This window comes from Shewanella sp. UCD-KL21 (genome assembly GCF_001957135.1).
In the GTDB taxonomy this organism is placed as follows: Bacteria; Pseudomonadota; Gammaproteobacteria; order Enterobacterales; family Shewanellaceae; genus Shewanella.
On the sequence record NZ_MPHK01000023.1, the window covers coordinates 43,182 to 70,149 of the forward strand.

The window sequence follows — 26,968 nt, forward strand, 5'->3', positions numbered from 1 at the left end:
GTGGTTTTTTTTTGGGAAAATATTGTTCCCAAAAAAACATAACTCAAGCATAGACGCTTATACATAATTCATATAGAATCGCCGGAATTTGCCAAATTTTCGTAATTTTGTAAATCTGTAGAAATTAAAAATAAATAATTTCAGTGGTTTGACTCTTATTTTTGGAGGTCACGTTGACACAGTCTGCCTTACTTGTACTCGAAGATGGAACCGTATTCTCTGGCACAGCAATTGGTGCCGAAGGACTAACTGTTGGTGAAGTTGTATTTAATACTTCAATGACAGGTTATCAAGAGATTTTAACGGATCCGTCATATTCTCGCCAGATTGTCACTTTGACTTACCCGCACATTGGTAACACCGGAACAAACGATGAAGATACCGAATCTGATTCAGTTCATGCCTGTGGTCTAATCATCCGAGATCTGCCTCTATTAGCTAGCAACTTCCGTAATCAACAATCCTTAAGCGATTATTTAAAAGCGAATAATGTTGTTGGCATCGCTGATATCGATACCCGCAAATTAACTCGTATTTTACGTGAAAAGGGCGCCCAAGCCGGTTGTATTATGGTTGGCGATATCGATGAAGCTAAAGCATTAGCAGCAGCCAAAGCATTCCCTGGTTTGAAAGGCATGGATTTAGCTAAAGAAGTGACCACAGAGTCGACTTACCAATGGCGCAAAGGCACTTGGCGCTTAGTGGGTGGTTTACCGGACGAAACACCAGCGTCAGAGCTTAAGTTTAAAATTGTTGCTTTTGATTATGGTATCAAACGCAATATTTTACGTATGCTAGTTGACCGTGGTTGTGATGTTACTGTTGTCCCTGCGCAAACTACGGCAGCTGAAGTATTAGCAATGAATCCTGATGGGATTTTCCTATCAAATGGCCCAGGTGACCCTGAACCATGTGATTATGCGATTAGTGCGATTCAAGACATCCTCAAAACTGAAATCCCAGTATTTGGTATTTGCCTTGGTCACCAATTACTGGCATTAGCATCAGGGGCAAAAACTTTGAAAATGAAGTTTGGTCATCATGGCGCTAACCACCCGGTAAGTAATATTGAAAAAGGTAATGTGATGATCACCAGTCAAAACCACGGTTTTGCTGCTGATGAAGCAACGTTGCCAGCGAACATCAAAGTGACTCACAAATCGTTATTTGATGGGTCTTTGCAAGGTATTCACCTTACTGATAAACCAGCGTTTAGTTTCCAAGGTCACCCAGAAGCAAGCCCTGGACCGACCGATGCGTCACCACTGTTTGATCACTTTATTGAGTTGATTGAACAATATCGTCAAAACGCTAAATAGTTAGGTCATTCGGAGAATAGATAAGCAATGCCAAAACGTACTGATATTAAAAGTATTCTAATCCTAGGCGCTGGACCAATTGTGATTGGTCAAGCCTGTGAATTTGACTATTCTGGCGCACAAGCGTGTAAAGCGCTGCGTGAAGAAGGTTATCGAGTTATCTTAGTTAACTCTAACCCTGCAACCATTATGACTGATCCAGAAATGGCTGATGCGACATACATCGAGCCAATTCACTGGGAAGTTGTGCGTAACATTATCGCAAAAGAAAAACCTGATGCGATTTTGCCAACTATGGGTGGCCAAACCGCACTTAACTGTGCACTGCAGCTAGAAGCTGAAGGTGTACTAAAAGAATTTAATGTTGAAATGATTGGCGCGACAGCTGACGCAATTGATAAAGCTGAAGACCGTAGCCGTTTTGACACTGCAATGAAATCGATTGGACTTGATTGTCCACGTGCCGGCATTGCCCATACAATGGAAGAAGCTTACGGTGTTTTAGATCAAGTAGGCTTTCCATGTATTATTCGTCCATCTTTCACCATGGGTGGCAGTGGCGGTGGTATTGCGTATAACAAAGAAGAGTTTGAAGACATTTGTTCTCAAGGCCTTGAGTTATCGCCGACTAGCGAGCTACTCATCGATGAGTCACTAATCGGTTGGAAAGAGTACGAAATGGAAGTGGTTCGTGACCGCAATGATAACTGCATCATTGTGTGTGCCATTGAAAACTTCGATGCCATGGGCGTGCATACCGGTGATTCAATCACAGTTGCACCTGCTCAGACATTAACAGACAAAGAATACCAATTAATGCGTAATGCTTCTTTAGCAGTACTGCGTGAAATTGGTGTTGAAACCGGTGGTTCAAACGTTCAGTTTGGTATTTGTCCAAACACTGGCCGTATGGTCATTATTGAAATGAACCCGCGTGTTTCTCGCTCTTCTGCGTTAGCGTCTAAAGCAACCGGTTTCCCGATTGCTAAAATCGCCGCAAAATTAGCGGTAGGTTTCACCTTAGATGAGCTAATGAATGATATTACGGGGGGGCGCACCCCAGCATCATTCGAGCCTGCAATTGATTACGTTGTGACTAAAGTGCCGCGCTTTAACTTTGAAAAATTTGCTGGCGCTAATGACCGTTTGACGACGCAAATGAAGTCTGTGGGTGAAGTCATGGCCATTGGCCGTACTTTCCAAGAGTCATTACAAAAAGCATTACGTGGACTTGAAGTTAACCGTAACGGTTTTGACCCGATTGTTGACCTTGCATCGCCTGAAGCAATGCAAACAATTCGTCATGAGTTAAAAGAGCCAGGTTGTGACCGTATTTGGTACATTGCTGATGCCTTCCGCGCCGGCCTTAGCCGTGATGATATCTTCAAGCTAACTAATGTTGACCATTGGTTCTTAGTTCAAATTGAAGATCTTATCGCCCAAGAAGCTAAAGTGGCTGAAGTGGGGATGTCAGGTCTTAATGAAGCCTTCTTACTGCAACTTAAGCGTAAAGGTTTCTCTGATGCACGTTTAGCACACATCCTAGGTGTCAGTGATAGCGAAGTTCGTAAAATTCGTGACCGCTTTGATATGCACCCAGTGTATAAGCGTGTCGATACCTGTGCGGCAGAATTTGCCACAGACACTGCTTACATGTACTCAACCTACGAAGAAGAATGTGAAGCCGCGCCATCAACACGTGAAAAAATCATGATTCTTGGTGGTGGCCCTAACCGTATTGGTCAAGGTATTGAGTTTGATTACTGTTGTGTTCATGCGGCATTAGCATTGCGTGAAGACGGTTACGAAACCATCATGGTTAACTGTAACCCAGAGACAGTTTCTACCGATTATGACACTTCAGATCGCTTGTACTTTGAGCCAGTGACCTTTGAGGATGTACTTGAAATCGTCCGTATCGAGAAGCCAAAAGGCGTTATCGTACAGTACGGCGGTCAAACACCGCTAAAACTGGCACGTGAACTAGAAGCGGCAGGTGTACCGATTATTGGTACAAGCCCAGATGCCATTGATCGCGCAGAAGACCGTGAGCGTTTCCAGCAAGCGATTCAACGTCTTGAAATGAAGCAACCTGAAAACGATACCGTAACAACGGTTGAAGGTGCGGTGCTTTCTGCTGCCCGTATCGGTTACCCGTTAGTGGTTCGTCCATCTTATGTATTAGGTGGCCGCGCAATGGAAATCGTGTATGACGAGCAAGACTTACGTCGCTACTTTAATGAAGCAGTAAGCGTATCTAACTCATCGCCAGTATTGCTTGACCGTTTCCTCGATAACGCCATTGAAATCGATATCGATGCAGTTTGTGACGGCGAAATCGTGGTTGTGGGCTCTATTATGGAGCACATTGAACAAGCCGGTGTTCACTCAGGTGACTCAGGTTGTTCGTTGCCGCCATACAGCTTAAGCGAAGATGTTCAAAATCGTATGCGTGAGCAAGTTGCTAAATTAGCAATGGAGCTGGGCGTAATTGGTTTGATGAACGTTCAGTTTGCGGTTAAAGATGACGAAATCTACATGATTGAAGTCAATCCACGTGCTGCGCGTACAGTGCCATTTGTCTCTAAAGCGACTGGGGTTCCATTAGCGAAGATTGCCGCGCGTGTCATGGCAGGTCAAAGCTTAGCGTCACAGAACTTCACCAAAGAAGTGATCCCACCGTACTTCTCAGTAAAAGAAGTGGTATTGCCATTTAACAAGTTCCCAGGTGTTGACCCAATGCTTGGCCCTGAAATGCGCTCTACTGGCGAAGTCATGGGCGTCGGTGAAACATTCGCTGAAGCTTATGCTAAAGCCCAGCTTGGCGCGACCTCTGAAGTGCCTAAATCAGGCCGCGCGTTAATATCAGTGCGTAACAGTGATAAAGCTCGCGTAGCAGAACTTGCCGCTAAGTTAATTAAACTGGGCTACGAAATTGATGCCAGCCACGGCACCGCAGTGGTACTGGGTGAAGCAGGTATTAACCCACGTTTAGTGAACAAGGTTCATGAAGGTCGTCCACATATTCTTGACCGTATTAAAAATGGTGAATACACCTACATTATTAATACGACAGAAGGGCGTCAGGCCATTGAAGATTCGCGTCAAATTCGCCGCGGTGCACTACGTTACAAAGTGAACTACACCACGACGATGAATGCTGCATTTGCTACCTGTATGGCGCATTCAGCAGATGACCGTAATAACGTCAATTCAGTACAAGAATTGCATGAAAGAATCGCTAAAAGTTAATAATATTTAATTTAACGTCGATTCGGTTAAAAAGGCTGCAGTCATGCAGCCTTTTTTATTACTATTTTTTGACACTCACTAGTAACTACTCGCAAGCTTATGTAAGCTTAGCTATCATCATTTGCTAGCCCTTCAGCGCGCGAGACTGTTTTGTTGCCACATGTCGCTATAAGTGAATGTGAGTATGACGACTCGACGTTTAATAATATAGATTTTACTGTGTTGATATACGTGTCGACACGGGGTGCTTTTGTTTTTAAAGGAGACATAAGACATTATGAATACCGTCCCTATGACGATTATCGGAGCTGAACAGCTGCGTAAAGAATTAGATGAATTAAAATTTGTGCGTCGTCCAAGCATCACTGAAGCTATCGCTTCTGCACGTGAATTAGGCGACTTGAAAGAAAATGCTGAATATCATGCAGCTCGTGAAGAACAAGGTATTTGTGAAGCACGTATTCGTGATATTGAAGGCAAGTTATCAAATGCACAAATCATTGATGTGACATCAATGCCAAACAATGGCCGAGTGATTTTTGGTACAACAGTAACCATAGTTAATGTTGATACTGATGCAGAATCAACTTACCGAATCGTCGGTGATGATGAAGCCAACATTAAAGAAAATCTTATTTCAGTGAATTCGCCGATAGCCCGTGGATTAATTGGTAAGAACCTTGATGATGAAGTCGCTATTACTACGCCTGGCGGCACAGCAGAATATGAAATTATCGCTGTAGAATACGTTTAATAAGTTACGACTTACGACTGGTATTTTATAGCTATAAAAAAACCACTGCATGGCAGTGGTTTTTTTAGGTCAGATTCAATACCAGTTAATCAACAATCGACTAGTATTAAGTAGACCAGATGTTTGACGAAATTACTTTGCTTTTGGAACAGCAATTTTCATTTCAGCAGACTGACGGAAAATAACTAAGGTGTGACCGATAAGCTGTACTTTGGTAGATTGAGTTTCGCGAATAATCGCGTCAACTACAGCATTTTTAAGCTCTCTATCAGAAGAGCCTACTTTCACTTTAATTAGTTCATGATGAGTGAGTGCACTATCAATTTCAGCCAGTACACCTTCGGTCAAACCATTAGCACCAAGCAGCACCACTGGCTTTAAATTATGCGCCAGACCTTTTAAATGCTGTTTTTGTTTGGTTGTTAAGTTCATTTGTACCAACTTTTTAAATGTTACTGTTGAAAAACGGCTATTCTACCCTTATATAAGCATGATGTAACTCCAAATCGTTACGGAATTTAAATGGCAACGAAAAAACGCTCGGCAAGTTCAAGCCGATGGATGCAAGAACATTTTGATGATCACTATGTAAAACTGTCTCAAAAGCGAGGTTTACGCTCTCGAGCTGCATTCAAGTTGGAAGAAATCCAACAAAAAGACAAATTAATTAAACCTGGTATGACAGTAGTGGACTTAGGCGCAGCGCCTGGCGGTTGGTCTCAAATTGCAGTTAAACTAGTGGGAGAAAAAGGTAAATTAGTCGCATGTGATATTTTACCTATGGATCCCATCGTGGGCGTCGACTTTTTACAGGGCGATTTCCGTGAAGAAAAAGTACTTGATGCTTTACTTGACCGCGTTGGTGAAGATAAAGTTGATGTAGTACTATCAGATATGGCGCCTAATATGAGTGGTTCAGATGGTGTGGATCAACCAAGGGCAATGTATCTTGTAGAATTAGCATTAGATATGTGTCATCAAGTTTTGGCATCTAATGGTAGTTTTGCAGTCAAAGTTTTTCAGGGGGAAGGCTTTGACGAATATATGAAAGCAGTGCGACAAGCTTTTACAACAGTGAAAACACGCAAACCAGATTCATCACGACCACGTTCACGTGAAGTTTATATAGTGGCGACTGGTTACAAGTTATAGTAGTCTAACGATTAATTATCGTGGGTCTTCAAGAGGTCTAACAATTTGAGTGACATGGCAAAAAATTTAATTCTCTGGGTTGTCATCGCCGTCGTGTTGATGTCAGTGTTTCAGGGCTATTCCCCCTCTTCTTCGTCAACGCAGAAGATGGATTATTCCGTATTCTTAGATAGTGTCCGAAACGGCAATATCAATTCGGTAGAAATTAAAAGTGATCAACGTACTATTGAAGGAGTAAGACGCTCTGGAGAGAAGTTCACTACAATCATGCCAATGTATGACCAAGATTTAATCAATGATCTTGATCGTAAAGGGATTTCAATGAAGGGCCAAGAAGCTGAAGAGTCAGGCTTCCTAACCCAAATCTTTATCTCTTGGTTCCCAATGCTGTTGTTAATTGGTGTATGGATATTCTTCATGCGTCAGATGCAAGGCGGCGGCGGTAAAGGCGCGATGTCATTTGGTAAGAGTAAAGCCAAATTGATGAGCGAAGACCAAATTAAAACCACTTTTGGCGATGTTGCAGGTTGTGACGAAGCAAAAGAAGACGTAAAAGAATTGGTTGATTACCTAAAAGAGCCAACCCGTTTCCAAAAGCTTGGTGGCCGTATTCCTACGGGCGTACTACTTGTTGGCCCACCAGGTACGGGTAAAACCTTACTGGCAAAAGCCATTGCTGGTGAAGCTAAAGTTCCGTTTTTCACCATTTCTGGTTCTGACTTTGTTGAAATGTTTGTTGGTGTCGGTGCATCACGTGTACGTGACATGTTTGAGCAAGCTAAAAAGTCTGCACCATGTATCATCTTTATCGATGAAATTGATGCCGTAGGTCGCCAACGTGGCGCTGGTGTTGGTGGTGGTCATGATGAGCGTGAGCAAACCTTGAACCAAATGCTGGTTGAAATGGATGGTTTTGAAGGTAACGAAGGTATTATTGTTATAGCTGCGACCAACAGACCTGATGTATTAGATGCAGCATTGCTACGTCCTGGTCGTTTTGACCGTCAAGTGGTTGTTGGCTTACCGGATGTTCGTGGTCGTGAACAAATTTTAAAAGTTCATATGCGTAAAGTGCCGTTAGCAGATGGTGTGAAAGCCAGTGTTATTGCTCGTGGCACCCCAGGATTCTCAGGTGCTGATTTAGCAAACTTAGTCAATGAAGCTGCGCTATTTGCTGCTCGGGGTAATCGCCGCGTAGTGAGCATGGAAGAGTTTGAAAGTGCTAAAGACAAAATCATGATGGGCGCTGAGCGCCGCACTATGGTGATGTCTGAAGATGAAAAAGAAATGACCGCATACCATGAAGCCGGTCATGCGATTGTGGGTTGTTTAGTGCCTGAGCATGATCCTGTGCATAAGGTGACTATTATTCCACGCGGCCGTGCATTAGGTGTGACTTTCTTCTTACCTGAAGCGGATGCAATTAGCCAAAGTCGTCGTAAACTTGAAAGCCAAATTTCAGTTGCCTACGGCGGACGTTTAGCCGAAGAGATGATCTACGGTACAGAGCGCGTATCGACAGGTGCTTCACAAGACATTAAATATGCAACGTCAATTGCACGCAACATGGTGACCCAGTGGGGCTTTTCTGAAAAATTAGGCCCGGTACTTTATGCTGAAGATGAAAACGAAGTATTCCTTGGACGCAGTATGGGTAAAACCCAGCATATGTCTGACGATACTGCCCGTATCATCGATGCCGAAGTAAAACACTTAATTGATTCAAATTACGATCGTGCGCATACATACTTAAATGACAACATGGATATTCTCCATGCCATGAAAGATGCGTTAATGAAATTTGAAACCATCGATGCCGATCAAATTGATGATTTAATGAATCGTCGCGAAGTTCGTCAGCCAGCCGATTGGGATGCTGATGATTCAATTGATGATAAAGATAAAGGCACGCCTGCAAACGCGACAGAGACTAAAGCTGACTCTGAAGTTACAGACGCAGATAAAGCAGATGCTAAAACAGAATCTACACCAGATACTGATGCGCCTGCTAAATAACGCTGAGTTAAATTAACTTAAAAAACCCCGAAAGGGGTTTTTTTATATTTATTGCTTTGTGAAAATTTCTTTAATTCAGGTAATAGAGTAAATATTATCTAACTCATTAAATTGAGTATAAGTGAGGTTGTGTGTTTGAACTTAAATCGGGAGATAAAACCCTCTCGCTAGCCAGTCCGATTGTTATGGCTATTATTAATGTGACCCCTGATTCTTTTTCTGATGGCGGTCAGCACCACAGCTTTGAAAAGGCCTGCGCTCAGGTTGATAAAGTCATTAGCCAAGGTGCGGCGATTGTGGATATTGGTGGCGAGTCAACCAGACCAGGTGCGGCTAGCGTTTCTGAAGAAGAGGAATTGGCAAGAGTCATCCCTGTGATTGAATATACTGCCAAAAACCATGATGTGTGGATTTCAATCGATACCAGTAAGCCGCAAGTCATGGAACAAGCAGTTGCTGCTGGCGCCCATATTATTAATGATGTTCGTGCGCTACAAGAGCCCGGCGCGCTGGCAATGGCAGCGATGCTCGATGTGCCAGTGTGTTTGATGCATATGCAAGGGCAACCACAAGATATGCAAGACTCACCAGAATACGACAATGTCATCCAACAAGTTAATGACTTTTTGTCGCTAAGGGTAGATTATTGTTTAGCAGCCGGTATGTCTCGGGAAAATATCATTTTAGATCCAGGCTTTGGCTTTGGTAAAACCCTTGAGCATAATTATCAGCTGTTAGCTAAATTACCTGAACTACATAGTTTGCATTTTCCCGTGCTGGTAGGTTTATCAAGAAAAAGCATGATCGGTGATTTATTACAGCGTGATATTAATAATCGCTTAGCGGGTAGTCTTGCTGGGGCAATGATTGCGGCGCAGCAAGGAGCGCAAATTTTACGGGTACATGATGTTGAAGAAACCGTTGATGCACTCACTGTGATGTCAGCGACAATGGCAAGTTTACATAACTAACCTTCTCAGTCATTTTAAACATGCATTTTTTGCCTAGGTTACGTTATCAAGTGGTATGGATTCACTTTGAGAGGTACACATGCAGCAAAGACAATTTTTTGGAACAGATGGAATTAGGGGCAAGATCGGCGCGGGTAAAATGACCCCCGAGCTTGCTCTTAAGCTTGGCTGGGCAGCGGGAAGGGTGCTTTCACGCAGTGGCACCAAGAAAGTGATTATCGGTAAAGACACGCGGATTTCGGGTTACCTGTTTGAATCCGTACTGGAAGCTGGCTTATCTGCCGCTGGCTTAAATGTATTATTGGTTGGGCCTATGCCGACGCCAGCTATTGCTTATCTAACCCGAACTTTTAGGGCGGAAGCTGGCATTGTTATTAGTGCCTCCCATAATCCCTATTATGATAATGGTATTAAGTTTTTTTCAGCTGATGGCAGTAAATTAGATGATGCGCTTGAATTAGAAATAGAGCATGAACTTACCAAAGACTTAGTTTGTGTTGAGTCTCATTTATTGGGTAAAGCGGCAAGAATTGATGATGCAGCAGGGCGCTACATTGAATATTGTAAAGGTCATTTTCCTGCAGAGCTGACCTTAGCAGGTCTTAAAATTGTGGTTGATTGCGCTCACGGGGCAACTTACCACATTGCTCCTAGTGTTTTTAAAGAGCTTGGCGCAGAAGTGATCACCATTGGTGATAAACCTAATGGATTAAATATTAATGATAATGTTGGCGCGACATCCATGGCGGCAATATGCGAGCAAGTGCAGCTTGAACAAGCTGATGTCGGCATTGCCTTAGATGGCGATGGTGATAGGATCATGATGGTGGATCATCAAGGTAATGTGATTGATGGCGATCAAATTCTTTATGTGCTTGCCGCTAATGCGCTTAATAACGGCACCTTAAAGGGCGGGGTTGTTGGCACCTTGATGTCCAACTTAGGCTTGGAGTTGGCACTTAAGAGATTGAATATCCCATTTATGCGCTCAAAAGTAGGTGACCGTTATGTCATGGCGTTGATGCGTCAACACCACTGGCGTATTGGCGGCGAAAGCTCTGGGCATATACTCGATTTAGATCACGGCACGACAGGGGACGGTATCGTCGCGGGAATATTAGTGTTAGCGGCAATGCAGCAGCAACAATTATCGTTAGCTCAGTTGGTAAAACCGCTAAAAATGTTGCCTCAAGTATTAATTAATGTCACTTTTGATAGTGAGACAGATCCGTTATCATCGTCAGCGGTAATCACTATCCTGCAGCATGTAGAGCAGCTATTAGGTAAAACAGGTCGAGTTTTACTTAGAAAATCCGGCACTGAGCCCTTAATAAGGGTGATGGTTGAAGGTGAAGAGATGGCATTGGTCACATCTTTTGCACAACAGATTGCTGATGCAGTGCAACGCGTTAGTAAATCCTAAATGTTATATATTAATTGTTTATTTATTAATACTTAATCGTACCGAGTAAAAAAACAACACTCTGACACGTTATAGTAATTATTCCTAACTTAGGTATTGTAACTTGTTTGGTGGTTCGTTATTATTCACGCCGCTTTGAAAGGAGACAGTAATGGCACTCAGACGTCCTATGGTAGCTGGCAACTGGAAAATGAATGGCAGTTCGGCTTTAGCCCAAGAGTTATTCAGCAAGTTCGCTACAAAGCTCCAAAATGATTCTGCTGAAGTAGTTTTGTGTCCACCTTCAATTTACCTTGAAAGTGTAAGACAACTACTTGAAGCAAATAAGCAAACCTTAGATGGCGCGCTTGTAAGAATGGGCGCACAAAACCTTAGTCAGCATGACTTTGGAGCCTACACTGGTGAAGTTTCCGGTAAAATGCTAAAAGATTCAGGGTGTCGATATGTGATTATCGGCCATTCCGAACGCCGTCGTATGTATGGCGAAACAAGTAATATCGTTGCAGAGAAATTTGCTGCAGCACAGAAACATGGTTTAACGCCGATTCTTTGTGTTGGTGAATCTGGTCCAGCTCGTGAAGCAAGGCGTACTTTTGAAGTGATTGCCGAAGAGTTAGACATTGTGATTGAAAAGAATGGCACCATGGCTTTTGATAATGCCATTATTGCTTATGAGCCTTTATGGGCTGTAGGTACTGGTAAAAGTGCAACTCCAGAGCAGGCACAAGAAGTCCATGCGTTTATTCGTCAAAGACTTTCTGAAGTGTCACCGTTCATCGGAGAAAATATTCGTATTTTGTACGGTGGTAGTGTTACCCCATCAAATGCAGCCGATATTTTTGCACAGCCAGATGTTGATGGTGGACTGATTGGCGGTGCTAGCTTAAACTCTAGCGAGTTTTTAAGTTTATGTTCCATAGCGATGAGCGCTTAATATTATGTATGAAGTTTTAATTGTAGTTTACTTGGTTGTTGCGATTGGTCTTGTTGGCCTAATCCTTCTTCAGCAAGGTAAAGGTGCTGATATGGGTTCTTCTTTTGGTGCTGGTGCATCAGGAACTCTATTTGGCTCAGGCGGTTCAGGTAATTTCCTGACACGTAGCACAGCTGTGCTAGCGATTGGTTTTTTCACTTTAAGCCTAGTATTAGGTAACTTAAGTGCTAACCATTCAAAGCAAGATGATGCATGGAATGATTTAGGTTCTGCAGTAGAGCAAGTTGAACAAGCTCCTACTCAAACTGAAACAAAGATTCCTGACTAAATAAAAATTGAAGCAACATAGTTTGTTGCTTCCATTAAGTTTTGTCTCTACTAGCTAAGTTAAGTTTCCCTCTCTCAAACTTAACCTCAAATTAGCTAATAGGAAATAGTAACAGTTACATATGCGGATGTGGCGGAATTGGTAGACGCGCCATCTTGAGGGGGTGGTGAGCTATGCTCGTGTGGGTTCAAGTCCCACCATCCGCACCAAATTTGATTAATCAAAGTTAATTGGATTAATCATTGCAAGAGAAGACGTAAGTTAATATAATTGCGCAAGTTGACGCGGGGTGGAGCAGTTTGGTAGCTCGTCGGGCTCATAACCCGAAGGTCGTCGGTTCAAATCCGGCCCCCGCAACCAGCTTATTGTCGATTGGTTTTACGAAATAGCGTAAAACATTCTTCAATTAAAAGGTTCTATATTAAGACCTCGTCATTACGGGGTTTTTTGTTATATGGAGCTTGGTAACTCCGTGATTATACGGACTTTTTTGGGGCTTATGCCCTTTTTTTCGTTTTTGGGGGTCATTTTTGGCAACATTAGAAACTAAACTGACAGAAATGCTGACAGTACCTGTTGAAGCTATTGGTTTTCAACTTTGGGGTATTGAGTTTGTCCATGCTGGGCGTCATTCAATATTACGTGTATTTATTGATGGTGAAAGTGGTGTCAATATCGAAGATTGTGCCGAAGCCAGCCGTCAAGTTAGTGCTGTTCTAGATGTTGAAGACCCAATCTCGACAGAATACACATTAGAAGTTTCTTCGCCTGGGGTTGATAGACCGTTATTTACTGCAGCGCAATACGCTGCGTATATCGGCGAAGATGCAAAAGTACAATTGACGATGCCAGTAGCGGGTAGTCGTAATTTAAAAGGTGTCATCACGGCAATCGAAGGGCAAATGCTAACGATAAACGTAGATGGTGAAGATTTGATAGTGGCTTTAGATAATGTACGCAAAGGCAACATTATTGCGAAGTTTTGATAGTTTCAAGGTGAACGAGGCAAGACATAATGAATAAAGAGATTCTGCTAGTCGCAGAGGCGGTATCAAATGAAAAAGCCGTCCCGCGTGAAAAAATATTCGAAGCGCTAGAAATTGCTCTAGCCACTGCAACTAAGAAAAAGTATGAAGGCGAAATTGAAGTTCGCGTTGCTATCGACCGTAAAACTGGCCACTACGACACTTTCCGTCGTTGGATGGTTGTCGATGATCAAGGTGAAGCTTTAGAAAACCCTTACAGCGAAATCACACTTGAAGCTGCGCGATATGAAAATCCAGAAATTCAACCTGGTGAGTTCATCGAAGATGAAATCGATTCAGTTGTGTTTGACCGTATTACGACGCAAACCGCGAAGCAAGTTATCGTACAAAAAGTACGTGAAGCTGAACGCGCTCAAATCGTTGAACAGTTCATTGAACGTGAAGGTGAGATTGTTACTGGTGTCGTTAAGAAAAGCACCCGTGAAAGCGTTGTTGTTGATCTAGGTAATAATGCTGATGGTGTTATTTACAAAGAAGACATCATTAGCCGTGAATCATTCCGTCCTGGTGACCGTGTACGTGCTTTACTTTATGCAGTACGCCCAGAAGCTCGCGGTGCGCAGTTATTTTTAACCCGTAGCAAGCCAGAAATGATCATTGAGTTATTCAGAGTAGAAGTACCTGAAATCTTAGATGAAGTGATTGAAATCATGGGTGCTGCACGTGACCCAGGCGCTCGCGCTAAAATCGCTGTGAAAACCAATGACAAACGTATCGATCCTATCGGTGCTTGTGTTGGTATGCGTGGCGCACGTGTTCAAGCTGTTTCAAATGAGTTAAGTGGTGAGCGTGTTGATATCGTTATGTGGGATGACAATCCAGCACAATACGTTATTAACGCAATGGCACCTGCTGATGTTGCTTCAATCATTGTTGATGAAGACAACCACTCAATGGACATTGCTGTTGAAGCAGACAGCCTAGCACAAGCGATTGGTCGTAATGGTCAAAACGTACGTTTAGCAACTCAGTTAACAGGCTGGGAATTAAACGTAATGACTGTTGAAGACCTTAACAAGAAGCATCAGGCTGAAAGCGCTAAAATCGTTAACTTATTTGTTGAAACACTTGAAGTTGACGAAGATTTTGCAACAGTACTTGCAGAAGAAGGCTTTACGTCTTTAGAAGAAATTGTTTACGTACCTGAAACAGAACTATTAGACATTGATGGTTTTGACGAAGACATCGTAACTGCGCTACGCGAACGTGCAAAAGCGGCGATTTCAACTAGAGCATTAGCGTCAGAAGAAGCACTCGATGGTGCTGAACCGGCTGCAGATTTATTAGCGTTAGATGGTTTAGAAAAGCATTTAGCATATGTTCTTGCAAGTAAGGGTGTAATTACCTTAGAAGACTTAGCGGAACAAGGCATTGACGATTTAATTGATATTGAAGAATTGACAGAAGAAAAAGCAGGTGAGCTCATCATGGCTGCCCGTAATATCTGTTGGTTTGGCGAAGAAGCATAAGTCGATCAACAGGGGGATTTAATTGATGGCAGATACAAGTATAGATAAATTGGCCGCGGAAGTGGGCAAAAATGTAGACAGACTGATTGAACAGTTTGCCGACGCAGGGATCAAGAAAACTAAAGCTGATTCAGTTTCAGAAACTGAAAAGCAAACATTGCTTGATCACTTGAAAAAGCAACACGGTGGCGATCAAGCGCCGCAAAAAATGACATTACAACGCAAAACGGTTTCAACACTCAGTGTTAATGCCGGTGGCGGGCAATCTAAAGACGTTAAAGTTGAAGTACGTAAAAAACGTACTTTTGTTAAACGTGACGATAGCGATGCAGCGAAAGAAGCTGATCTAGCAGCGCAAAAGCAGCAAGAAGCAGAAGCTGCGGCGAAAGCTGCTGCAGAAGCTAAGGCTAAAGCGGACGCAGAAGCGAAAGCGAAAAAAGATGCAGAAGCTAAAGCGAAGAAAGAAGCTGAAGCGGCTAAAGCCAAAGCAGCTAAAGCTGAAGATCCTGAGTCAGCTGCTGCGCAAGTAGAAGCTGATCGCCTTAAAGCGGTTCAAGAAGCGACATTAAAGAAAAAGCAAGAAGAAGAAGCGGCATTAGCTGCTGAAACTGCTCGCAAGTTAGCTGAAGAAAACTCAAAGCGTTGGGCTGAAGAAGAGCGTCAACGTATTGAAGCTGAAAAGAATGGTGATCACCATGTGACTACCTCTAAAGCGGCGCGTGCTGCTGAAGATACTTCAGATGCTAACGATGAAAAACGTGGCCGTCGTGCCCGTAACAAGAATGCTAACAAGAAACGTGGTGGCAAAGGCGGTCGTGATAACCGTAGCAATGCTGCACGTAACAAGAGCACAGCTCCTGAATCTATGGCACATGGTTTCAACAAACCTGTTGCTGTGGTTAAAGGCGAAGTACGTATCGGTGAAACAGTATCTGTTGCTGAACTTGCTCAACGTATGTCTCTTAAAGCCACTGAAATCATCAAACAGATGATGAAAATGGGCTCTATGGTTACCATTAACCAAATCTTAGACCAAGAAACAGCACAAATGGTTGCTGAAGAAATGGGTCATAAGGTTATTCTTCTTCGTGAAAACGAATTAGAGCATCAAGTACTTGGTGATCGTGATGAAGAAAATGTGGTACTAGAGACTCGTGCTCCAGTCGTTACCATCATGGGTCATGTTGACCACGGTAAAACCTCATTACTTGATTACATTCGTCGCGCAAAAGTTGCTGACGGTGAAGCCGGTGGTATTACCCAGCATATTGGTGCATACCATGTAGAAACTGAAAATGGCATGATCACTTTCTTAGATACTCCTGGTCACGCGGCGTTTACGTCAATGCGTGCTCGTGGTGCTAAAGCAACTGATATTGTTATTTTGGTTGTGGCTGCAGACGATGGTGCTATGCCGCAAACTATCGAAGCGATTCAACATGCTAAAGCAGGTAACGTGCCTTTAATCGTTGCTGTGAACAAAATGGATAAGCCAGAAGCTGACCCAGAGCGTGTTAAGAGTGAATTAGCTCAACACGGTGTTATGTCTGAAGATTGGGGCGGCGAACATATGTTCGTAAACGTTTCAGCTAAAGCGGGTACCGGTATTGACGAATTACTTGAAGGCATCTTACTTCAGTCTGAAGTATTAGAGCTTAAAGCTGACCGTTCAGGTATGGCTGCTGGTGTTGTTATTGAATCTAAATTGGATAAAGGTCGTGGCCCAGTTGCTACTGTACTTGTTCAAGAAGGTACTTTACGCCAAGGCGATATCGTTCTATGTGGTCTTGAGTACGGTAAAATCCGTGCAATGAAAGACGAGAACGGCAAAGCAATTACTGAAGCGGGTCCATCAATCCCTGTAGAGATCTTAGGCCTTTCAGGTGTACCTTCTGCTGGTGATGAAGCAACAGTTGTACGTGATGAGCGTAAAGCTCGTGAAGTTGCACTTTATCGTCAAGGTAAATTCCGTGATGTTAAACTAGCACGTCAGCAAAAATCTAAACTTGAAAACATGTTCGCGAACATGACTGAAGGCGAAGTACAAGAACTTAATATCGTTCTTAAAGCAGACGTTCAAGGCTCACTTGAAGCAATTTGTGAATCATTAGCTAAACTGTCTACAGACGAAGTGAAAGTTAACATCATTGCTCGTGGCGTTGGTGCATTAACTGAAACTGATGCTACGTTAGCAGCAGCTTCAAATGCCATCATGGTTGGTTTCAACGTGCGTGCTGATGCACAAGCGCGTAAGACTATCGATTCTGAAAGTGTTGATTTACGCTACTACAGCGTTATCTACGACTTGATTGATGAAGTTAAAGCGGCGATGACGGGCATGCTTGCTCCTGAATTCAAGCAGCAAATCATTGGTCTTGCAGAAGTTCGTGATGTATTTAAGTCGCCTAAGATTGGTGCAATTGCCGGTTGTATGGTTACCGAAGGTACCATCAAGCGTAGCGCTCCTATCCGTGTACTACGTGACAACGTGGTTATTTACGAAGGTGAGCTAGAATCATTACGTCGCTTTAAAGATGACGTTGCTGATGTTCGTAACGGCATGGAATGTGGTATCGGTGTGAAGAACTACAATGACGTCCGAGTGGGCGATCAGATTGAAGTCTTCGAGACGGTCGAAGTGGCCCGAACGCTGTAACACAGAAAGGGCGGCGTAAGCCGCCTTTTTTATTTATATAAGGCTATGGTAACAATATTATGGCAAAAGAATTTAGTCGTACTCGTCGAATCGCGCAGCAGCTGCAACAAGAGCTTGCTATGGTGTTACAGCGCGATATGAAAGACCCTCGCATCGGTTTTGTTACAGTAAACGATGTTGATGTGTCACGAGATTTAAGCTACGCAAAAGTATTTGTGACCTTCTTTGAAGAAGATCGTGAATTAGTCGATCAAAAAGTCGAAGCACTTGCCGCAGCAGCTCCTTACATCAGAACACTTATTGCTGGCCGTATGAAGCTACGTGTTATGCCTGAACTACGTTTTGTCTATGACAGTTCATTAGTTGAAGGTATGCGTATGTCTAACTTAGTAAGCCAAGTGATTACGAGTGACAAAGCAAAGCAAGAAAAGTTTGGTTCTGAAGAATCAACTGACGCTGATGATAATACAGAAGGAAAAGACTAATGGCTCGTCGTCGCAAAGGGCGTTTTATTGATGGCATCGTGCTATTAGATAAAGGAACTGGCATCAGTTCTAACCATGCTTTGCAACGTGTCAAACGTCTCTACCAAGCTAACAAAGCCGGCCATACTGGCGCTTTGGATCCATTGGCAACCGGAATGCTACCTATTTGTTTAGGCGAAGCGACGAAGTTTTCTCAACATTTACTTGATGCCGATAAGCGTTATTTAGTAACGGCCAAGTTAGGTGAAAGAACTGATACCAGTGATTCTGACGGTGAAGTTGTGCAGATAAGACCTGTCAATTTTACCCAAGAAAAGCTTGAAGCGTCACTTGAACATTTTCGTGGTAAAACCATGCAAGTCCCTTCTATGTATTCAGCATTAAAGTATCAAGGTCAGCCTTTATACAAATATGCACGTGAAGGCATTGAAGTCCCCCGTGAAGCCCGACCAATTAATGTGTTTGAGTTGCTATACGTCGGCTTAGAAGGCGATGAGTTAACCTTAGACATTCATTGTTCTAAAGGTACTTATATTCGCACCATCGTTGATGACTTAGGGGAAATGCTAGGCTGTGGCGCTCATGTCATTATGCTTAGACGTACTCAAGTTGCTGACTATCCATATGAAAAAATGGTGACCTTAGAGCAATTGATGGCGATGGTAGATAAGGCTGAAAAGTCTGAAACACCTTCAAGCGATGTATTAGACCCATTACTATTACCAATGGATACCGCGGTCGCGAACTTTGCTGAAGTAAATTTACCTGAGACTAGTGCTCAGTACATTTTACAAGGCCAACCTGTTCAGGCTGAAGGTGTGCTAGATGATCAACTGTTACGGATCACGTTAGGTGAGTCACGAAAGTTTATTGGCATTGGCTTTAAAAATGATGATGGCTTACTCGCACCTAAAAGATTAGTGGTTGACCACAGTCAAGAGTAGTCGCTCTAACTTGTTAGTTTAATCTATATCAATCTGTATATTTTACTGTGGCAAGATTGCCGCAGTGGGATATGCAGATTTTTTATTGCGGTAAGCTGCGTTTGCGGTTAAAATATCGCGCCCTCAGGCTGAGTTAGTGATCGGCTTGAGATAATTTAATTTTTTCTGGAGATATTTATGTCACTAAGTAATGAACAAAAAGCTAAAATCGTAGCTGAATTTGCACGTTGTGAAAACGACACTGGTTCAACTGAAGTACAAGTAGCTTTATTGACTGCACAGATTAACCATCTACAAGGTCATTTCAAAGAGCACATCCATGATCACCATTCACGTCGTGGTCTACTACGTATGGTTAGCGCACGTCGTAAGCTTACTGCTTACCTTAAGCGTACTGACGTAGCTCGTTATACTGCTCTAATCCAGAAGTTAGGTTTACGTCGTTAATCACGACGTTTAATTTGCTTATTGCTTGCGGTAAGTAAATCAAACCGTAAAAAAGGAGGCTATGCCTCCTTTTTTATTGGCTAAAATAAATCTAGCCTAATTAGTATTCTCATTTACGCCTGCTCTACCTTTATCTGCTGCTCAGCAAAATAGCGCGCTTCAAACTCGTCTTGTGGTAAAGGTTTACTAAATAGAAACCCCTGACCAACTTGGCAATGATGTTGTTGTAGCCATGCCAGCTGCGCTTGGTTTTCAATCCCTTCTGCAACAATATCCAGATTTAGCTGTTGCCCTAGCATTAGGATAGTGGAGGCGATAGCGCCATCATGGGGTAAGTCAGAGACAAAGCAGCGGTCGATTTTCATTGTAGTAATAGGCAAACGGCGCAAATAAGACAAAGAAGAATAGCCGGTGCCAAAATCATCCACAGCAATACCAAAACCGGCACTTTTAAGTTGCTCGAGTTTAGCGATGGCTTGAGTGATATCATTCATCAGTGAGGTTTCGGTTATTTCGATTTCCAATAACTCGGGGCGAATTTGATAACGCAGCGCCAATTGTTTGATATCGGATACCAAGCTTGCATCAGCAAACTGCTGAGAAGCGACATTTACCGCAATGGGAATAACGCGGTTGTATTTTTTCTCCCACTCACGAAGCAATTTACAGCTTTGCTCAATAACCCATCTGCCGATGGGAATGATAATGCCAGTTTCTTCAGCGATAGGAATAAACGCCATGGGTGGCACTAGTTTGCCGTCTTTTTGCCAGCGGATTAAGGCTTCACACCCGACAATTTCATTGGTGTTAAGATCTAATTTGGGCTGAAAATAAAGCCTAAATTCATTTCGCTTAAGCGCATTGTGTAAAGAGGCCTCGGTTTTTAATCTAAGTGCAGCATGTTCGGTCATTTGTTGCTTGAAAAAGGCCCACTGGTTTGAGCCCGCGGCTTTCGCGCTATACATGGCAATATCGGCGTGCTGGATAAGTTCTTCAGCGCCTTGACCATCTTCAGGGTATATCGCAATACCAATCGAGGCCGCAGGGTGAATCGTATGCTCATTTAGCTGTACAGGCATATTGAGTTGCTTTAACAGCTGTTCAACGAAATCAGCGGCGTGTTGCGGGGTTTTAATATCATCAGCTACGATAACAAACTCATCACCACCTAGGCGGGCCACACTGCCTTTATCAGCGATGCTGGATTCTAAAATTCGGGCAATTCTTGCAAGGAATTGATCACCGATAGCATGGCCTAAAGAGTCATTTACATTTTTAAATCTGTCGAGATCAATAAATAACAGTGCGAATTGGCGTTTGTGAACGCGGGCACGTTGTATGGTGACAGTTAATGTTTCAAGTAATAGGGTTCTATTGGGCAGATTAGTGAGAGGATCGCGGGTGGCCATTTTTCGTAATTTGTTTTGCGCCTGACTGAACTGCAATAAGATTTGATTCAATTTTGTAGAGACGAGTCCAAGCTCGTCGTCTTTATGGGCACAGGTTATGGGGATGAGGTTTTCATCTGGTAACTCAGGATCAATGTTATCAATGGCTTCGCTGATCTGCGCGATTGGCTGAGTGAGGAATCGGTGAAATACAATCGTGAGCACTAAGGTGAGTAATAAGGCTCTGGCTAAGGTGGCGATAAAGCTTAACTGAAGTCGGTTAAACAAATTATTGGTCATTGCTTGAATATCGTAATGGATAAATAAGGTGCCAATATGTTGCTGTTTTTTATCGCCCTCAAAATAGTGTGGCCGATACAAAGGTCGTGAGATTTCCTTTAACTCATCAAAAAGCAAGTAACTTAAACTGTCATAGTAACTGGGATATCGTTTGGCCTGATGGCTTGCTTCAACATACACGGAATTGTCATCTAAGGTGATGATAGCAGAACGAATATCATCAATTTTTATAATGCCTGCTAAGGTTTGCTGGGTCTGTTTGTCATCTAAAGCCCACACCACATTAGATACGGTTTGTTCAACAGAGTTGACGAGTTCTTGCTGGGATGCCTTGATTTGCTGTTTGGTGGTAATAACAACCAGTGCAAGCTCGACAATAAAAATAGCAATAGCAAAAAATAATGCTGTGAACACAACTAAATTTGTTTGCTTCCATGTCAGAGACTTAAACCGTGGTGGCATTATTTTATTTCCATATGCAATAACATTGAGCTTACTTTTGTTGGAAGGGGTGAGCAAATCTTAATTTACCTAGACAACCTGCTTGTTATTGTTAGGTATTCTCTAGCTATCACTGTAGATAAATTTGTTGAAAAAGTCATTAAGTATAGGGTTTAGCCCAAGGATTTAAGCCAATTTTGCGGCTAGGGCATTGTTATTATCATTTTATATCGCCATGAGATATGAATTCATATAACTATATCGACCTTGAAAGACGAAAATATAAATTATTTTTTAGGCTGATATGGCGATGACCTTTAACTATTACAAAAAATTGAAGTATACTTATGCGCGTAATTTAAAGGTCAATAATTAAGGAATGGGTCACGTGAATCCAATTGTAAAGAGTTTTGAGTATGGTCAACATACTGTCACCTTAGAAACAGGTGTTATTGCACGTCAAGCTGATGCTGCAGTACTAGCGAGCATGGGCGATACAACTGTCCTTGTTACTGTAGTTGGTAAAAAAGTTGCGGATTTAAGCCGTGATTTCTTCCCACTAACAGTTAACTACCAAGAGAAAACTTACGCTGCTGGTAAGATCCCTGGTGGTTTCTTTAAGCGTGAAGGTCGTCCAAATGAAGACGAAACGCTTATTGCTCGTTTAATCGACCGTCCAATTCGTCCTTTATTTCCTAACGGTTTTAAAAACGAAGTCCAAGTCATTATTACTGTTGTTTCTGTAGACCAACAAATTGAGCCAGACATTGTGGCTATGATTGGTACTTCAGCAGCGCTGGCTATTTCTGGTATTCCATTCAATGGACCACTAGGTGCTGCACGTGTTGGTTATATCAACGGTGAATACTTACTTAACCCATCAGTAGATCAAGTTGCTGAAAGCGACCTAAACCTTGTGGTTGCAGGTACTAAAAGCGCAGTATTGATGGTTGAATCTGAAGCTAAGTCTTTAGCTGAAGAAATCATGCTAGGCGCGGTAACTTACGGTCACGATCAACAACAAGTTGTGGTTGATGCGATTGCTGAATTTAAAGCAGAAGCCGGTAAGCCTACTTGGGATTGGACTGCTCCAGTTCAAGATAAAGACTTAGTTGCTAAAATCAAAGATTTAGCAGAAGTTGGCATGACTGAAGCTTACCAAATTGAAGTTAAGCAAGATCGTTATGCGCAAGTTGGTGTTGTTAAAGCAGCAGCAAAAGCGGCATTAGTTGCTGAAAACGCAGATGTTGATCAACGTGAAGTTGATAACTTACTTGGTAGCTTAGAGAAGAACATTGTTCGTGGTCGTATTATCAGTGGCAAGCCACGTATCGACGGTCGTGAACCAGATATGATCCGTGCATTGAATGTACTTGCTGGCGTACTTCCTCGTACTCACGGTAGTTCATTATTCACTCGTGGTGAAACTCAAGCGTTAGTGACTTGTACTTTAGGTACAGAACGTGATGCACAGAAAATTGATAGCATCATGGGCGAGCGTACTAACCGCTTCATGCTTCATTACAACTTCCCTCCATACTCAGTTGGTGAAACTGGCATGGTAGGTTCACCTAAGCGTCGCGAAATCGGTCACGGTAAGCTAGCTTGGCGTGGTATGAATGCTGTTATGCCTTCTGCTGAAGAATTCCCATACAGCATCCGCGTTGTTTCAGAAATTACTGAATCAAACGGCTCAAGCTCTATGGCTTCTGTTTGTGGTACTTCATTAGCATTAATGGATGCGGGTGTACCAATCAAGAGTTCAGTTGCTGGTATCGCAATGGGTCTAGTTAAAGAAGGCGACGATTTCGTTGTTCTTTCTGACATTTTAGGTGATGAAGATCACTTAGGTGACATGGACTTTAAAGTAGCTGGTACCCGTGATGGTATTACTGCTCTGCAGATGGATATCAAGATTGAAGGTATCACTCAAGAGATCATGGATATCGCTCTGCAACAAGCATACGGCGCTCGTGTTCATATTCTTAACGTAATGGACCAAGCAATTGGTGGCGCACGTGAAGATATCTCTGATCACGCTCCACGTATCACGACTATCAAGATTAACCCTGAAAAAATTCGTGACGTTATCGGTAAAGGTGGTGCAACTATTCGTGCACTTACTGAAGAAACCGGTACAACAATCGAATTAGATGACAACGGTACAGTTAAAATTGCTTCTTCAAATGGTGAAGCAACTAAAGAGGCTATCCGTCGCATCGAAGAGATTACTGCTGAAGTTGAAGTGGGCCGTATCTACAAAGGTAAAGTTATCCGTATCGTTGATTTCGGCGCATTCGTTAACATCTTACCTGGTAAAGATGGCTTAGTTCATATCTCTCAAATCAGTGAAGAGCGTGTTGCTAACGTTTCTGACCACCTTGAGATGAACCAAGAAGTTGACGTTAAAGTGATGGAAGTTGACCGTCAAGGTCGTGTAAGACTTTCTATTAAAGAAGCTGTTACTAAAGCAGAACCTGCTGCAGAATAGTTTTTAGATTAACTCAGTTAATCTACCGATAAAGGAGAGCTAAGGCTCTCCTTTTTTATTGGCAAAATTCAGCCAATGATAAATTTATCTTTAACTGCGTAGCCCTTGGCGCTATTGGTTGATATGATGCAAACTAACTATAGAACCTGATAAGGTATTTAAATGGAACATAAATTACGGACCACAGTGGTAGCATTATGTGTCGGTGCCAGTATGTTATTGTCAGGTTGTGCTTCACTTTCAGGCAATGATAATAGCGCAGCATCAGGCAAAGTGATGGTTTCTCCCAAAGTGCCTGATTACAAGTTAGAAGTTACTTTAGCTAAGCTCAATGACATTTTAGTCTCTATGGAATTAACCACAGAGCAGCGCGCACGCTTTCATTATGACCGTGGCGTTATCTACGACAGTGTTGGCCTACGACTATTGGCCAAAATTGATTTTCACCAAGCGATAAAATTACAACCTAACCTTGCCGATGCATATAATTTCTTAGGGATTTATTACACCCAAGAAGGCGAGTTTGAACCTGCTTATGAGTCTTTTGATGGGGTCTTAGAGTTATCACCCCAATACGATTATGCTTATCTCAACCGAGGTATTGCTTTGTATTACGGCGAACGCTATGAGTTAGCCACTGAAGATATGCGCACATTTTTGGCCCAAGCACCTGCTGATGGTTATCGTGCCTTGTGGTTATACCTAGTGCAAGTGCCGACAGATCAGCTGGCAGCTCAAGCTGAGTTATTAACTAACCGTCAATCGCTTAATGATCAGGCTTGGTCTTCAGTCATCATTGATTATTACCTTGGTAAGCTGACTAAAGAGCAAGTTTTTGATGCGGCTAAAGTCAACCTGACTCAAGCTCAGGAGTATGCTGAGCGTCTGTGTGAAGCCTATTTTTACCTAGCTAAAAAAGCGGTGGAGCAACAAGATTATCAACTGGCAGCAGATTATTACCGCTTAAGCTTGGCAACAAATATTTATGATTTTGTTGAGCATCGTTATGCCAGAATAGAGCTAGCCCAAGCGCTGCAAATGCTTGAACAATCTACAGTCGCTAATTAATGACAATTGTTAGCTCAGCACAAAGGCTAATGCATCGGCATTAGCCTTTTTGGTTTTTGAGTTTTATAAACCATCACCATTTGGATTTAAGTGAGTTTACCTAGCCAACCTAGATGGGAAACGCTATAATTTGCGCCTTTTTATTATGCTAGGGCAAGTAAACCATGTCAGTTCAAACAGTAGAGGTCGATAAACGTCGTACCTTCGCGATTATTTCGCATCCTGATGCCGGTAAGACCACTATTACTGAGAAAGTACTTTTATTCGGACAAGCAATTCAAACTGCTGGTACCGTTAAAGGTCGTGGCTCTAAACAGCATGCAAAATCTGACTGGATGGAGATGGAAAAAGACCGTGGTATTTCTATTACTACTTCGGTAATGCAATTTCCTTACAGTGATTGCCTAGTAAACCTACTTGATACTCCAGGTCACGAAGACTTCTCTGAAGATACTTACCGTACCTTAACCGCTGTTGACTCATGCCTTATGGTGATCGACGCGGCCAAAGGTGTCGAAGACCGAACCCGTAAACTAATGGAAGTCACCCGTTTACGTGACACGCCAATCGTGACCTTCATGAACAAATGTGACCGTGATATTCGCGATCCTATGGAAGTGATGGACGAAGTTGAGACGGAACTGAAAATTGCCTGTGCGCCGATTACTTGGCCAATTGGCTGTGGTAAGTCGTTTAAAGGGGTTTATCACATCCATCGCGACGAAGCGATTTTATACCAGTCAGGTTTAGGGCATAAAATTCAAGAAGTGCGTACCGTTAAAGGCCTTGATAATCCTGAACTTGATGTAGCGATTGGTGCTGAACTTGCTGAGTTATTACGTGAAGAATTAGAGCTAGTGATCGGTGCATCACATGAGTTCGATTTAGAGGCGTTTTTAGCCGGTAAACTTTCACCAGTTTATTTTGGTACTGCATTAGGTAACTTTGGTGTTGATCATATACTTGACGGGTTAACAGAGTGGGCGCCTAAGCCTCAACCTCGTGCCACTGAAGTACGTGATATTCATGCTGAAGAAGAAAAGTTCTCTGGCTTTATCTTTAAAATCCAAGCGAACATGGATCCTAAGCATCGTGACCGCGTCGCATTTATGCGTATTGTGTCTGGTAAGTACGAGAAAGGCATGAAAATGCATCACGTACGTGTTGGTAAAGATGTGCGTATTTCTGATGCATTAACCTTCGTCGCTGGTGATCGTGAGCAAGTTGAAGAAGCCTACCCGGGTGATATCATCGGTTTACATAACCATGGCACCATTCAAATTGGTGATACTTTCAGCCAAGGTGAAAAAGTTAAGTTTACTGGTATTCCTAACTTTGCCCCTGAAATGTTCCGCCGTATTCGCTTAAAAGATCCGTTAAAGCAAAAGCAATTGCTCAAAGGTCTGGTGCAGCTTGCCGAAGAAGGCGCAGTTCAAGTCTTTAGACCGCTAGATACCAATGACTTAATTGTTGGTGCAGTAGGTGTACTGCAGTTTGAAGTGGTTGTTGGACGCCTTAAGAGTGAATATAACGTCGAAGCGATTTACGAAGGCATTAGTGTTTCAACCGCCCGTTGGGTTTATTGTAAAGACGAGCGTAAACTCGAAGAGTTCCGCCGTAAGTGCAGTAGCAACTTAGCATTAGATGGTGGCAATAACTTAACTTATATTGCACCGACTATGGTAAACCTGAATTTATCCATGGAACGCTATCCTGATGTGGAGTTCGCTAAAACTCGCGAAAACTAATCACTAAGGTGTTTGATGTTAAAAGGCGGTCTAACCGCCTTAATTAGATGGTCCGCCTCACCCCTAAGCTAAACTTAGAGTTTGGCAATCAAAGAGGCGAACCATCATGTCTACTATTAAAGTCATTGGAATCGATTTAGGCAAATCTTCTTTTCACCTTGTTGGGCATGATCACACTGGTCGTGAACAATTTCGTCAACACTTAAGCCGTTTAAAACTTATTCAATTTTTAGCGCAAACACCTCAAACGATGATAGCAATGGAATCATGTGGTGGTTCCCACTGGTTGGCAAGAAAATGCCAAGCCCTCGGTCATGAGGTTAAACTTATTCCCCC

20 protein-coding genes, 2 tRNA genes and 1 pseudogene are annotated in these 26,968 nt (G+C 42.7%); 21 read left to right on the plus strand and 2 right to left on the minus strand.

Features of this window, described 5'->3' with window-relative positions; all coding sequences use genetic code 11:
* The first annotated feature begins 161 nt into the window (after window positions 1-161).
* The 3 genes from carA to greA all read left to right on the plus strand — a co-directional run bounded on the left by carA (window position 162) and on the right by greA (window position 5,325).
* On the plus strand, window positions 162-1,319 hold the full coding sequence (carA, locus tag BM739_RS17030; RefSeq protein ID WP_139326907.1) for a glutamine-hydrolyzing carbamoyl-phosphate synthase small subunit: 1,158 nt from the start codon (window positions 162-164) through the stop codon (window positions 1,317-1,319).
* 27 nt (window positions 1,320-1,346) lie between these two features.
* Window positions 1,347-4,571: a carbamoyl-phosphate synthase large subunit gene (gene carB, locus BM739_RS17035; RefSeq protein WP_076542840.1), complete on the plus strand. Its 3,225-nt coding sequence runs from the start codon at window positions 1,347-1,349 to the stop codon at window positions 4,569-4,571.
* A gap of 277 nt (window positions 4,572-4,848) precedes the next feature.
* Window positions 4,849-5,325, plus strand: a complete 477-nt coding sequence (greA, locus tag BM739_RS17040; RefSeq protein ID WP_076542843.1) for a transcription elongation factor GreA — start codon at window positions 4,849-4,851, stop codon at window positions 5,323-5,325.
* A 132-nt stretch (window positions 5,326-5,457) separates the two neighbouring features.
* Here greA and yhbY read toward each other — a convergent pair whose 3' ends face one another.
* Window positions 5,458-5,757, minus strand: a complete 300-nt coding sequence (gene yhbY, locus BM739_RS17045; RefSeq protein ID WP_076542846.1) for a ribosome assembly RNA-binding protein YhbY — start codon at window positions 5,755-5,757, stop codon at window positions 5,458-5,460.
* Between the two features lie 90 nt (window positions 5,758-5,847).
* Here yhbY and rlmE point away from each other — a divergent pair, with 90 nt between their 5' ends.
* The 14 genes from rlmE to rpsO all read left to right on the plus strand — a co-directional run bounded on the left by rlmE (window position 5,848) and on the right by rpsO (window position 19,196).
* Entirely contained in the window at window positions 5,848-6,477 is a 630-nt protein-coding gene (gene rlmE, locus BM739_RS17050; protein WP_055023704.1) for a 23S rRNA (uridine(2552)-2'-O)-methyltransferase RlmE, read from the plus strand.
* Between the two features lie 54 nt (window positions 6,478-6,531).
* On the plus strand, window positions 6,532-8,493 hold the full coding sequence (gene ftsH / locus BM739_RS17055) for an ATP-dependent zinc metalloprotease FtsH (RefSeq protein WP_076542849.1): 1,962 nt from the start codon (window positions 6,532-6,534) through the stop codon (window positions 8,491-8,493).
* Window positions 8,494-8,624: 131 nt separating this feature from the next.
* Window positions 8,625-9,464, plus strand: a complete 840-nt coding sequence (gene folP / locus BM739_RS17060; RefSeq protein WP_076542851.1) for a dihydropteroate synthase — start codon at window positions 8,625-8,627, stop codon at window positions 9,462-9,464.
* Between the two features lie 79 nt (window positions 9,465-9,543).
* Window positions 9,544-10,887: a phosphoglucosamine mutase gene (gene glmM, locus BM739_RS17065; protein ID WP_076542854.1), complete on the plus strand. Its 1,344-nt coding sequence runs from the start codon at window positions 9,544-9,546 to the stop codon at window positions 10,885-10,887.
* Between the two features lie 151 nt (window positions 10,888-11,038).
* Window positions 11,039-11,821, plus strand: coding sequence for a triose-phosphate isomerase (gene tpiA, locus BM739_RS17070; protein WP_076542857.1), 783 nt, complete (start codon window positions 11,039-11,041; stop codon window positions 11,819-11,821).
* Between the two features lie 4 nt (window positions 11,822-11,825).
* Window positions 11,826-12,149 (plus strand): preprotein translocase subunit SecG, encoded by a 324-nt coding sequence (secG, locus tag BM739_RS17075; protein ID WP_076542859.1) that lies wholly within the window; start codon window positions 11,826-11,828, stop codon window positions 12,147-12,149.
* A gap of 123 nt (window positions 12,150-12,272) precedes the next feature.
* A tRNA-Leu gene (locus BM739_RS17080) sits at window positions 12,273-12,358 on the plus strand.
* 74 nt (window positions 12,359-12,432) lie between these two features.
* Window positions 12,433-12,509, plus strand: a tRNA-Met gene (locus tag BM739_RS17085).
* Between the two features lie 170 nt (window positions 12,510-12,679).
* Window positions 12,680-13,135, plus strand: coding sequence for a ribosome maturation factor RimP (rimP, locus tag BM739_RS17090; RefSeq protein ID WP_076542862.1), 456 nt, complete (start codon window positions 12,680-12,682; stop codon window positions 13,133-13,135).
* 29 nt (window positions 13,136-13,164) lie between these two features.
* Window positions 13,165-14,664, plus strand: coding sequence for a transcription termination factor NusA (gene nusA, locus BM739_RS17095; protein ID WP_076542863.1), 1,500 nt, complete (start codon window positions 13,165-13,167; stop codon window positions 14,662-14,664).
* Between the two features lie 25 nt (window positions 14,665-14,689).
* A complete protein-coding gene (gene infB / locus BM739_RS17100; RefSeq protein WP_076542864.1) occupies window positions 14,690-17,320 on the plus strand; it encodes a translation initiation factor IF-2 in 2,631 nt (876 codons plus the stop codon).
* 59 nt (window positions 17,321-17,379) lie between these two features.
* Window positions 17,380-17,805 carry a 30S ribosome-binding factor RbfA gene (gene rbfA / locus BM739_RS17105; protein WP_076542865.1) on the plus strand — a complete coding sequence of 142 codons (426 nt, stop codon included), beginning with the start codon at window positions 17,380-17,382 and terminating at the stop codon, window positions 17,803-17,805.
* Window positions 17,805-18,749 (plus strand): tRNA pseudouridine(55) synthase TruB, encoded by a 945-nt coding sequence (gene truB, locus BM739_RS17110; RefSeq protein ID WP_076542866.1) that lies wholly within the window; start codon window positions 17,805-17,807, stop codon window positions 18,747-18,749. Before rbfA ends, truB begins: the two co-directional genes overlap by 1 nt.
* Before the next feature lie 177 nt (window positions 18,750-18,926).
* Window positions 18,927-19,196 carry a 30S ribosomal protein S15 gene (gene rpsO, locus BM739_RS17115; protein WP_076542867.1) on the plus strand — a complete coding sequence of 90 codons (270 nt, stop codon included), beginning with the start codon at window positions 18,927-18,929 and terminating at the stop codon, window positions 19,194-19,196.
* Between the two features lie 113 nt (window positions 19,197-19,309).
* Here the strand turns inward: rpsO and BM739_RS17120 are convergent, their stop codons facing one another.
* Window positions 19,310-21,346, minus strand: a complete 2,037-nt coding sequence (locus BM739_RS17120; RefSeq protein ID WP_076542868.1) for a bifunctional diguanylate cyclase/phosphodiesterase — start codon at window positions 21,344-21,346, stop codon at window positions 19,310-19,312.
* Window positions 21,347-21,713: 367 nt separating this feature from the next.
* Here BM739_RS17120 and pnp point away from each other — a divergent pair, with 367 nt between their 5' ends.
* The 4 genes and pseudogenes from pnp to BM739_RS17140 form a co-directional block, all read left to right on the plus strand.
* Window positions 21,714-23,816 carry a polyribonucleotide nucleotidyltransferase gene (gene pnp / locus BM739_RS17125; protein WP_076542869.1) on the plus strand — a complete coding sequence of 701 codons (2,103 nt, stop codon included), beginning with the start codon at window positions 21,714-21,716 and terminating at the stop codon, window positions 23,814-23,816.
* A gap of 162 nt (window positions 23,817-23,978) precedes the next feature.
* Window positions 23,979-24,884 carry a lipoprotein NlpI gene (gene nlpI / locus BM739_RS17130; protein WP_076542870.1) on the plus strand — a complete coding sequence of 302 codons (906 nt, stop codon included), beginning with the start codon at window positions 23,979-23,981 and terminating at the stop codon, window positions 24,882-24,884.
* 164 nt (window positions 24,885-25,048) lie between these two features.
* Window positions 25,049-26,632, plus strand: a complete 1,584-nt coding sequence (gene prfC / locus BM739_RS17135) for a peptide chain release factor 3 (RefSeq protein WP_076542871.1) — start codon at window positions 25,049-25,051, stop codon at window positions 26,630-26,632.
* 106 nt (window positions 26,633-26,738) lie between these two features.
* Window positions 26,739-26,968, plus strand: a pseudogene (locus BM739_RS17140) (IS110 family transposase); the annotation flags it as partial.